At 72.5% G+C, this 9,194-nt stretch carries 9 protein-coding genes; 3 read left to right on the top strand and 6 right to left on the bottom strand.

The genetic code is table 11. The features are described from left to right. The first annotated feature begins 539 nt into the window (after positions 1-539). Positions 540-1,538 (top strand): tryptophan--tRNA ligase, encoded by a 999-nt coding sequence (gene trpS, locus ACF09C_RS12500; protein ID WP_392091358.1) that lies wholly within the window; start codon positions 540-542, stop codon positions 1,536-1,538. Here the strand turns inward: trpS and ACF09C_RS12495 are convergent. Then, positions 1,505-2,476, bottom strand: a complete 972-nt coding sequence (locus ACF09C_RS12495; RefSeq protein WP_392091428.1) for a GlxA family transcriptional regulator — start codon at positions 2,474-2,476, stop codon at positions 1,505-1,507. The two genes, trpS and ACF09C_RS12495, sit on opposite strands and share 34 nt — an antisense overlap. Before the next feature lie 93 nt (positions 2,477-2,569). Between ACF09C_RS12495 and ACF09C_RS12490 the strand changes: the two genes are divergently transcribed. Then, complete coding sequence (locus ACF09C_RS12490) at positions 2,570-3,157, top strand: cysteine hydrolase family protein (protein WP_392091357.1); 588 nt, start codon at positions 2,570-2,572, stop codon at positions 3,155-3,157. A 44-nt stretch (positions 3,158-3,201) separates the two neighbouring features. Here the strand turns inward: ACF09C_RS12490 and proC are convergent, their stop codons facing one another. The 5 genes from proC to ACF09C_RS12465 all read right to left on the bottom strand — a co-directional run bounded on the left by proC (position 3,202) and on the right by ACF09C_RS12465 (position 6,770). Next, positions 3,202-4,011: a pyrroline-5-carboxylate reductase gene (gene proC / locus ACF09C_RS12485; RefSeq protein WP_392091356.1), complete on the bottom strand. Its 810-nt coding sequence runs from the start codon at positions 4,009-4,011 to the stop codon at positions 3,202-3,204. A gap of 84 nt (positions 4,012-4,095) precedes the next feature. Then, the gene (locus ACF09C_RS12480) at positions 4,096-4,887 is read right to left on the bottom strand and encodes an ABC transporter permease (RefSeq protein WP_392091354.1); all 792 of its coding nucleotides are present in this window, start codon (positions 4,885-4,887) and stop codon (positions 4,096-4,098) included. Next, positions 4,884-5,687, bottom strand: coding sequence for an ABC transporter ATP-binding protein (locus tag ACF09C_RS12475; protein ID WP_392091352.1), 804 nt, complete (start codon positions 5,685-5,687; stop codon positions 4,884-4,886). The genes ACF09C_RS12480 and ACF09C_RS12475 overlap by 4 nt, the downstream gene beginning before the upstream one ends. Before the next feature lie 143 nt (positions 5,688-5,830). Then, positions 5,831-6,373, bottom strand: a complete 543-nt coding sequence (locus ACF09C_RS12470; RefSeq protein WP_392091351.1) for a hypothetical protein — start codon at positions 6,371-6,373, stop codon at positions 5,831-5,833. Between the two features lie 79 nt (positions 6,374-6,452). Further along, the gene (locus ACF09C_RS12465) at positions 6,453-6,770 is read right to left on the bottom strand and encodes a hypothetical protein (protein WP_392091350.1); all 318 of its coding nucleotides are present in this window, start codon (positions 6,768-6,770) and stop codon (positions 6,453-6,455) included. A 157-nt stretch (positions 6,771-6,927) separates the two neighbouring features. On the opposite strand from ACF09C_RS12465, the gene ACF09C_RS12460 reads away from it, so the two are divergent. Further along, positions 6,928-9,087: a PQQ-binding-like beta-propeller repeat protein gene (locus ACF09C_RS12460; protein WP_392091349.1), complete on the top strand. Its 2,160-nt coding sequence runs from the start codon at positions 6,928-6,930 to the stop codon at positions 9,085-9,087. The last annotated feature ends 107 nt before the right edge of the window (positions 9,088-9,194 follow it).

The raw sequence follows: 9,194 nt of genomic DNA, 5'->3' as shown, positions 1-9,194 counted from the left end.
GTGCTTTCCGGCTTCTTCGGTTTCCCGTTTCGGCCTTCCTGCGTTTCCGACTCTATCAGATCCTTTCGGGCCTGATTCCCAGTCAGAGTGGGTTGGCTTCCCGGCTGTTGGGCCGTTCCGACGAGTGAGACTTTAGCGGATTCCTTGCCCCCGACGCTAATCGGGCGGCTCGCGTTCAAACCTTCGAACGCGGATTCCTCATTTCGCAAAAACGCACGGAAAGCACGACGGCGCGACGAAGCGCCGTCAGCTTCTGGTGGATCTTGCGGAATGGCTGTCCGGGGCCGACCGGGGTCGGTGCTCACGTCGGACAACTCGGAGAACACTACGGACCGGGTAATCCCATGTCAACCCCGGTCCTCGGGCGTACCCTCTGGGCATGACCACGCATGCGCACACCACTCAGTGGTGGGCCGCCTGACCCGGCGGCCCACCAGACGCATGCACTCAGCGGCCGCCGACTCGGCGGCCGTTCGCGTATCCCCCTCCGGGAGTGCGGCCGACGGGTCGGCGCACATCGGAGAGGGAGTACGAACGCGATGAAGCGGATCTTCAGCGGGATCAAGCCGACCGGCCATCTGACCCTGGGCAACTACCTCGGGGCCGTGCGGCGGTGGGTCGAGGTGGACCAGCACGCTTCGGAGGCGCTGTTCGGCGTCGTGGATCTGCACGCGCTGACCGTGGACCACGACCCGGCGCGGGTGCGGCGGCTGAGCCGGCAGGCGGCCACGCTGATGCTGGCGGCGGGGCTCGACCCGAAACTGTGCACCCTCTTCGTCCAGAGTCATGTGGACGAGCACGCGCGCCTCTCGTATCTGCTGGAGTGCACGGCCACGGACGGCGAGCTGCGGCGGATGATCCAGTACAAGGAGAAGGGCGCGCGGGCGGTGGCGGCCGGGCAGGGGGTGCGGCTGTCGTTGCTGACGTATCCGGTGCTGATGGCGGCGGACATCCTGGCCTACGGGACCGATGAGGTGCCGGTCGGTGAGGATCAGACGCAGCACGTGGAGCTGACCCGGGATCTGGCGGTGCGGTTCAACCAGCGGTACGGGCATGTGTTCACGGTGCCGAGGGCCACGCATCCGGTGGTGGCGGCTCGGGTGATGGATCTGCAGGACCCGGGTTCGAAGATGGGGAAGTCGCACGAGAACGGGGCGGGGATCGTCTATCTGCTGGACGACTCGGAGACCGTCCGGCGGAAGATCCTGCGGGCCGTCACGGACAGCGGGCGGGATGTCGCCTATGACCGGGAGGGCCGGCCCGGGGTGGCGAATCTGCTCGATGTGCTGGCGGCGGCGACAGGTGGGAACCCGGAAGCCCTGGCCGGTGTATATGAGTCGTACGGATCCTTGAAGCGGGACACGGCGGACGCGGTGGTCGAGCTGTTGCGGCCGGTGCGGGAGCGGCACGCGGAGCTGGCGGCCGATCCGGGGTATGTGGATCAGGTGCTACGGGATGGGGCCGAGCGGGCCCGGGGGCTGGCGCGGCCGTTGGTGGACCGGGCCTATCGGGCGATCGGGTTGTTGCCTGCCGTGTGACGGAAGGCGTTGCGGTAGTCGCGTGGGCTGGTGGCGAGGTGCGAGGCGAAGTGCTGGCGCATCGTGACCTCGCTGCCGAAGCCCGCGCGGCGGGCGACGTCGGGGAGAGGGTGGTCGGTGCGTTCGAGGAGTTTCTGGGCGGCGGCGACGCGCTGGGTGATGAGCCAGTGGAGGGGGGTGGTGCCGGTGGTGGCCTGGAAGTGGCGGGCGAAGGTGCGGGGGGACATTCCGGCGCGGTCGGCCAGGGTCGCGACGGTGTGGGGTTCGTCGAGGTGGGCGAGAGCGTAGGAGCGGACGGCGGCGAGGGTGTCGGCGTCGCGGTCCGCCCGGGGTGTGGGGTGTTCGATGAACTGGGCCTGGGTGCCCGTGCGGAAGGGGGCGGTGACCATCGAGCGGGCGATCGTCGCGGCGGCTTCGGCGCCGTGGGCCGTGCGGACGAGGTGGAGACAGAGGTCGATGCCCGCGGCGGTGCCGGCCGAGGTCCAGATGCCGGAGTCCTCGATGAAGAGTGCGTCGGCTTCCACGGTGGTCCGGGGGTGGCGGGCGGCGAGGGTGGGCGCGAGCTGCCAGTGGGTGACCGCGCGGCGGCCGTCGAGGAGCCCCGCCTGGGCCAGGACGAAGGCGCCGGCGCAGAGGGAGGCGACGGGGGTTCCCGCGGCGTGGGCCCGGTTGAGGGCTTCGAGGTAGGGGGCGGGGGTGTCGCGGTCGGGGTTCTCGATGCCGGGGACGAGGACGAGGTCGGTGGGGGTGAGTCCGTCGAGCCAGTCGAGGGGGCGATCGGGGGTGAGGCTGAGGCCGCCGCGGAGGGGGACGGGGGTGGCGGGGTCGGTCGCGACGCGGCGGAGTTCGAAGGGCGGGACGCCGCGCGTGCGGCGGTCGGTGCCCCATACCTCGGTGACGACGGAGACGTCGAAGGCGCGGATGCCGGGGAAGGCCATGAGGGCGATGCGCTGCACGGTTGGCAGTAAACCATCGGTCGCCGACTTTCCTCCCTCTGGGGCGGGGGGTCGGGTGGCGGCAGCATCGGGGGCATGGAGATCGCGGAGAACGCAGCGCTGGTTGTCGTCGATGTGCAGAAGGGGTTCGAGGAGGAGGAGTTCTGGGGGAAGCGGAACAACCCGGGTGCCGAGGAGAACATCGCGGCGCTGATCGATCTGTGGCAGGCGACGGGGCGGCCGGTCGTGTTCGTACGGCACGACTCGGTTCAGCCGGGGTCGCCGCTGCGGGTGGGGCAGGTGGGGAACGACTTCAAGGACTTCGTCGAGGAGCGGAGGGGGAAGGGCGGCGGGCGGGAGCTGCTGGTGTCGAAGCGCGTGAACTCGGCGTTCTACGGGGAGCCGTCGCTGGATGTGTGGCTGACCGGGGAGGACGTCGCGGAGATCGTGGTCGTCGGGATCCAGACCAACATGTGCAACGAGACGACGGCGCGGATGGGCGGCAATCTCGGGTACGACGTGGTGTTCGTGCTGGACGCGATGCACACGTTCGACCTGGCGGGGCCGTTCGGGTGGGCGGCCACGGCGGACGAGCTGACCCGGGCGACGGCGGTGTCCCTGCACGGAGGTGGGTTCGCCCGGGTCGTGTCGACGGCTGAGGTGCTGGCGGGGGCGGCCGGGTAGGGCCTGCCCGGCGGATCAGGGTCAGGCCCCTTGGGCGGGCACGGTCAGCCGTTGCCGGAGGCGAGCTCGCGGCTGCGGTCGCGGGCGGCTTCGAGGGCGGCGATGAGGGCGGCCCGTACGCCGTGGTTCTCCAGTTCGCGGATGGCGCTGATGGTGGTGCCGGCCGGGGAGGTGACGGCCTCGCGGAGCTTGACCGGGTGTTCGCCGCTGTCGCGGAGCATCACGGCGGCGCCGATGGCGGCCTGGACGATCAGGTCGTGGGCCTGGGCGCGGGGCAGGCCGAGGAGGATGCCGGCGTCGGTCATGGCCTCGACGAGGAAGTAGAAGTAGGCCGGTCCTGAGCCGGAGAGGGCGGTGGCGGCGTCCTGCTGGGACTCGGGGACGCGGAGGGTCTTGCCCACTCCGCCGAAGATCTCCTCGGTGTGCACGAGGTGGTCGGGGGTGGCGTGGCTGCCGGCCGAGATGACGGACATGCCCTCGTCGACGAGGACGGGGGTGTTGGGCATGACGCGGACGACGGGGGTGCCGGTGGTGAGCCGGTCCTCGATGAAGGAGGTGGGGATGCCGGCGGCGGCGCTGATGACGAGGCGGTCGGCGGTGACGTGGGGGGCGAGTTCGTCGAGGAGACGGCCCATGTCCTGGGGCTTGACGGCGAGGATGAGGGTGTCGGCGCGCTTGGCGGCCTCGGCGTTGGTGACGGTCTCGACGCCGTAGCGGGCGCGCAGTTCTTCGGCGCGTTCGGCGCGGCGGGCGGTGACCAGGAGGGCGGCGGGGCGCCAGCCGGCCCGGATCATCCCGCTGAGGAGCGCTTCACCGATCTTGCCGGTGCCGAGGACTGCGACGGTCTGGGTCATGGCTCTGTTCACCTCGCCGTAAGGAATACGTGTCGCCATCCTCGCACCGCGCGGGTGCGCGCGGTGCGGGTGTCCGAGGGGCGGTCAGGCCGTGCGGCGGCGGAGGGTGGCGGCGCCGAGGCCGAGGACGAGGAGGGCGCAGCCTGCGACGACGAGGGCGTCACGGATGAAGTCGCCGGTGATGTCGGGGTTGCGGAGGACTTCGTTCATGCCGTCGACGGCGTACGACATGGGCAGGACGTTCGAGATCGCTTCGAGGACGGGCTGCATCTGGTCGCGGGCGATGAAGAGGCCGCAGAGCAGCAGCTGGGGGAAGATCACGGCCGGCATGAACTGGACGGCCTGGAACTCGGAGGCTGCGAAGGCCGAGACGAAGAGGCCGAGGGCGGTGCCGAGGAGGGCGTCGAGGAGGGCGACGAGGAGGAGCAGCCAGGGCGAGCCGATGACGTCGAGGCCGAGGAGGCCGACGGCGAGGCCAGTGGCGAGGACGGACTGGACGATGGCGAGGAGCCCGAAGGCGAGGGCGTAGCCGGCGATGAGGTCGCCCTTGGCGAGGGGCATGGCGAGCAGGCGTTCCAGGGTGCCGGAGGTGCGTTCGCGCAGGGTGGCGATCGAGGTCACGAGGAACATCGTGATGAGCGGGAAGATGCCGAGCAGCGAGGCGCCGATGTTGTCGAAGGTGCGCGGGTCGCCGTCGTAGACGTACCGGAGCAGGAAGAGCATCAGGCACGGGACGAGGAGCATCAGCGCGATCGAGCGGGGGTCGTGGCGCAGCTGCCGCAGGACGCGGGCGGTGGTGGCGAGGGTGCGGGAGAGGGACGGTGCGACGCCCTGCGCGGGGAGGCCTGCGGTGGGGGAGGCGGGGGCGCTGCTCATGGCTGGGGCTCCTGGAGGCGGACGGCTTCGCGGGCGTTGGCGGCGTCGACGAGGTGGAGGAAGGCCTCTTCGACGGTGGCGGTGTCGTTGCGGCGGCGCAGGGCGTCGGGGGTGTCCTCGGCGAGGATCTCGCCGTCGCGCATGAGGAGGAGCCGGTGGCAGCGTTCGGCCTCGTCCATGACGTGGGAGGAGACGAGGATCGCGGCGCCTCGCTCGGCGGCGATGCGGTGGAAGAGGTTCCACAGGTCGCGGCGGAGGACGGGATCGAGTCCGACGGTGGGTTCGTCGAGGACGAGGACCTCCGGGGTGCCGAGGAGGGCGACGGCGAGGGAGACGCGGCTGCGCTGGCCGCCGGAGAGCCGGCCGACGAGGGCGTCGGCGTGGGAGGCGAGGTCGACGTCGTCGATGGCGCGGGCGACGGCGGCGCGGCGCTCTTCGCGGTGGGCGCGGCCGGGGAGGAGGACGGCGGCGAAGTAGTCGAGGTTCTGGCGGACGGTGAGGTCGTCGTAGACGGACGGCGCCTGGGTGACGTAGCCGATGCGGGAGCGCAGGGTGGCGTCGCCGGCGGGTCGGCCGAGGACGTCGAGGGTGCCGGTGACGTTGGCCTGGGTGCCGACGATCGCGCGCATGAGGGTGGACTTGCCGCAGCCGGAGGGGCCGAGGAGGCCGGTGATCCGGCCTGGGGGGACGGTGAAGTCGAGGCCGCGCAGGACGGTGCGGTCGCCGCGTACGACGGTCAGGGCGTGCGCGGAGATCGCTGGGGCGGGGCCTGCTGAGCCCCCTTCCGGGTAATTCATCATGCGTTGAATAATGCTCCTGGGGGATCGGGGCGTCAAGCGTCGCGGCAGCCCCCGGAGGGCATGCGCGGGACATGCGTCAGAGCCCCGGCCGATGGGTCGGCCGGGGCTCTGAACGGTGGAGCGGGGGGGGGTGCGCCGCCGCGCTACTTGCGCTTGGGCTTCCTGCGGGCCGCCGGGTTGCCCGTGCGGGCGCCGCGGCGCTTCTCGAACTGCCTGCGGGCCGTCTCGTACTCGTCGCGGCGCAGCTTCTCGCCCGGCGCCTCGGTGAGGCAGCGGAAGAAGTAGGCGAGCAGGGAGCCGATGAAGCCGATCATCTTGAGGCTGCGCAGCGAGTCCTCGCGGCCCGGGTCGGCCGGGCGGCGGACGAAGCCCTCCCAGGTCTTGCGGAAGGCGATGGCGCTGCAGATCGCGAACATCAGCACCACGAGCATGTTCACGAAGCCGCCGACCTCGGCGATCTCCAGGCCCTGGTAGGCGAAGCGCAGCACGAAGCAGCCCGCCGCGGCGGCGACGAGCGCCCCGAGGGCGACGCCGGCGCGGCGGAGCCCGTACTGCCCGTCGTGCTCCACCCAGGTCGTCCCGAAGAAACGGATCTCCTCGGGCTGCGGACCGGCGGGCGCATCGGCCGCGGTGGTGCTGTCGGCCGCGGTGCTGCTGGGCTTGGCGGTCTGGTCTTCGTCGCTCACGGAGTCGATTATCCCCGGATCGCCCTCGATTCCCGGATCCCGCTGTCCCGGGGCCTCCCCGCGCGTGCGACGGGACGTCTCAGCTGCAGCGCTTGGCGACGAAGCCGTCGGTGCCCGTCTTCACGTACGCGTCCGAGATGAACTCGCCGGCCGCGATGCAGTCCCAGATGTTCGTCGTACCGTACGGGCCGCTGACGCGCTCGCCCGTCGTCTGGCAGTTGATCGGCACCCGGGCGTCCAGGCCGAGCGTCCGCACGACGCGGTACGACGTGCCGGGCCCCGAGCGCACGTTCACGCGGTAGCCGGGGGCGACCGGGTAGCGCACCGCGCTCATCGTGGACACCCCGTCCGCGAGCTCCGCAGCCGTACCGTCCGCCGCCGTCTTGTCCCCACCCATCGTCCACTCCCCCGTTTGGCGCGAAAGCGCTCCGCTGACTTTCACTCTCCGCGACGCGCAGGCTAGCAAGCCCCACCGACATCCCGTGCGCCATCGACTAGGCTCCGTGCGTCGCGCACGCGCGCGGACACAACGCGGAACCACACGGGGGTGGGCGATGCCGCCGCTGCGCAGGACCGGTGCCGACCGGGAAGCGGAAGAACCCGAGTACGCGGGTGAGTACCGTCTCCAGGCCTGCCTCGGGGCGGGCGGCATGGGCGTGGTGCACCTGGCCACCTCCGCGTCCGGGCTGCGGCTCGCCGTCAAGGTGGTGCACGGACAGTACGCGGAGGACCCCGAGTTCAGGGCGCGTTTCCGCCAGGAGGTGGCCGCCGCGCGCCGGGTGAGCGGGGCCTTCACCGCGCCCGTCGTGGACGCCGATCCCGACGCCGTACGCCCCTGGATGGCCACCCTCTACGTGCCCGGGCCCACACTCGCCGACCAGGTGAAGCGGAACGGGCCGCTGTCCCCCGCCGAGCTGCGCCGGCTGACCGCGGGTCTCGCCGAGGCGCTCCGCGACATCCACCGGGCCGGTGTCGTGCACCGCGATCTCAAGCCGAGCAATGTGCTGCTGACCGACACCGGGCCGAAGGTCATCGACTTCGGCATCTCCCGGCCGGTCGACAGCGATCTGCACACGGAGACCGGGAAGCTGATCGGCTCGCCGCCGTTCATGGCGCCCGAGCAGTTCCAGCGGCCCCGCGAGGTCGGTTCGGCGGCGGACGTGTTCGCGCTCGGTTCCGTCCTTGTGCACGCGGCCACCGGGCACGGGCCGTTCGACTCGGACAGCCCGTACATCGTGGCGTACCAGGTCGTCCACGACGAGCCGGACCTGACGGGCGTTCCGGACGCGCTGGCTCCGCTCGTCGCGCGCTGCCTGGCCAAGGAGCCGGCGGACCGGCCGACCCCGGCCGAGATCATGGCGGCGCTGCAGCCTCCGTCGTACGAGGCAGCGGCGTTCATACCCGCCCAGCGACGGCCGCCCACCCTGCCCGACCCGCTGCCGGGCACGTCGACCGGGGCGGGGGCCTCGGCGTCCTTCGCGTCGTGGGATGCCGACACACCGGTACGGGCCTCCGCGCCGCGCGCCCGGCGCAGGCTGCTCCGGCCGTCGGTCGTGGCCGCCGCAGCGCTCGCGGTCCTCGCCGCCGGGGGCACGTTCCTGGCCCTGCGCCCGGCGGACGGCGGGACGACCGCGCCACGGGCGCACCCCGCCGCCGAGGCAGGCCCCTTCGAGGGCTGGGAGACCGCGCTCGGCAAGGGCGGCGCCTCGGCCGCCCCCTCCTGCGTCACCTCGGCCGACGCCCTCTACTGCTCCGCCAGGGGTGTCACGCTCGCCCGGCTCGACCCGGCCACCGGCCGCGTCCTCTGGTCACGGCCCGGGGCTCCCGGCGCACGCATCTCGGCCCCCGTGCCCCTCGGCGGCCCGGTCGGGGCCGTCGCCGACGGCGGGACGCTGCGGGCGTTCTCCGCCGAGCGGGGCGCCCCCGTCTGGGACACCGGCACCGCCGCCCGCCAGGAAGGCGCCAACCCGGCCGGTAACACGCTGCTCTACCCGACCTCCACCTCCGCCGTCAGGGCCGTCGACGGGGCGACGGGGAAGCAGCGCTGGCGCCACGCGCTCGACGGCTTCACCGCGCCCCTCTTCGGCCCGTACGACGCGGCCTCGGGCCTCGTGCAGGTCTTCGAGACGACGGGCGACGGTACCCGCACCACGCTCGGCGCCCTGCGCCCGGAGACGGGCGAGGTCGTCCGGCGGCAACGGCTCGCGGGTGATCTCGTCCCCGTGAGCACGGGCCGCGACGGCGTGGTGCTCCTGCGCTCCTCGACCATCGACAGCCTGACCGACGCCCTGGTCCGGTACGACCCGGCCGACGGCTCCGTACGCCGCATCGCCCTGCCGTACCCACAGGACGACGCGAAGATCGTCGTGGCCGGCGACACCGCCTACCTCCTCGACCTCGCCGGCAGCGTCACCGCCGTCGACACGGCCGCCGGGCGGGTGCTCTGGGAGCTGGAGACGGCGTCGGGGAACGTGTCCGCGCCCGTGCTCGGGCCGGGTGGGCGGCTGTACTTCTCCGTGGCCGACGGGCGGCTGCTCGCCGTCGACACCGGGCGCGGGGCGCTGCTCGGACAGACCGGGCCCCGGCTCAGGGACGGGCGGCTCGGGTACGCGGCGACGGTGCCCTCGCCCGTCGTCGTCGGCGGCACGGTGTTCGGGACCGCGCCGGACGGGTCCGTGTTCGCGGTGGACGGGCGGGATCCGGCGGGGTGGTGACCCTGCGGGATCCGGTGGGCGGTCACATCGGTGGCGGTCCCTGAACGCAGGAGTGCGGGGAGCGGCCCTTTCGGGCGGCTCCCCGCACTCCGTTCGGCTTCGTCGGC

Source organism: Streptomyces sp. NPDC014870, assembly GCF_043081505.1.
In the GTDB taxonomy this organism is placed as follows: Bacteria; Actinomycetota; Actinomycetes; order Streptomycetales; family Streptomycetaceae; genus Streptomyces.
Note: the sequence above shows the minus strand (reverse complement) of the source record. Positions and strands in the feature narration are given on the sequence as shown.

Excerpts from the sequence above, each read along its gene's own strand:
- trpS (WP_392091358.1), top strand. The coding sequence starts at position 540 with ATGAAGCGGATCTTCAGCGGGATCAAGCCGACCGGCCATCTGACCCTG.
- ACF09C_RS12495 (WP_392091428.1), bottom strand. The coding sequence starts at position 2,476 with ATGGCCTTCCCCGGCATCCGCGCCTTCGACGTCTCCGTCGTCACCGAG.
- ACF09C_RS12490 (WP_392091357.1), top strand. The coding sequence starts at position 2,570 with ATGGAGATCGCGGAGAACGCAGCGCTGGTTGTCGTCGATGTGCAGAAG.
- proC (WP_392091356.1), bottom strand. The coding sequence starts at position 4,011 with ATGACCCAGACCGTCGCAGTCCTCGGCACCGGCAAGATCGGTGAAGCG.
- ACF09C_RS12480 (WP_392091354.1), bottom strand. The coding sequence starts at position 4,887 with ATGAGCAGCGCCCCCGCCTCCCCCACCGCAGGCCTCCCCGCGCAGGGC.
- ACF09C_RS12475 (WP_392091352.1), bottom strand. The coding sequence starts at position 5,687 with ATGATGAATTACCCGGAAGGGGGCTCAGCAGGCCCCGCCCCAGCGATC.
- ACF09C_RS12465 (WP_392091350.1), bottom strand. The coding sequence starts at position 6,770 with ATGGGTGGGGACAAGACGGCGGCGGACGGTACGGCTGCGGAGCTCGCG.
- ACF09C_RS12460 (WP_392091349.1), top strand. The coding sequence starts at position 6,928 with ATGCCGCCGCTGCGCAGGACCGGTGCCGACCGGGAAGCGGAAGAACCC.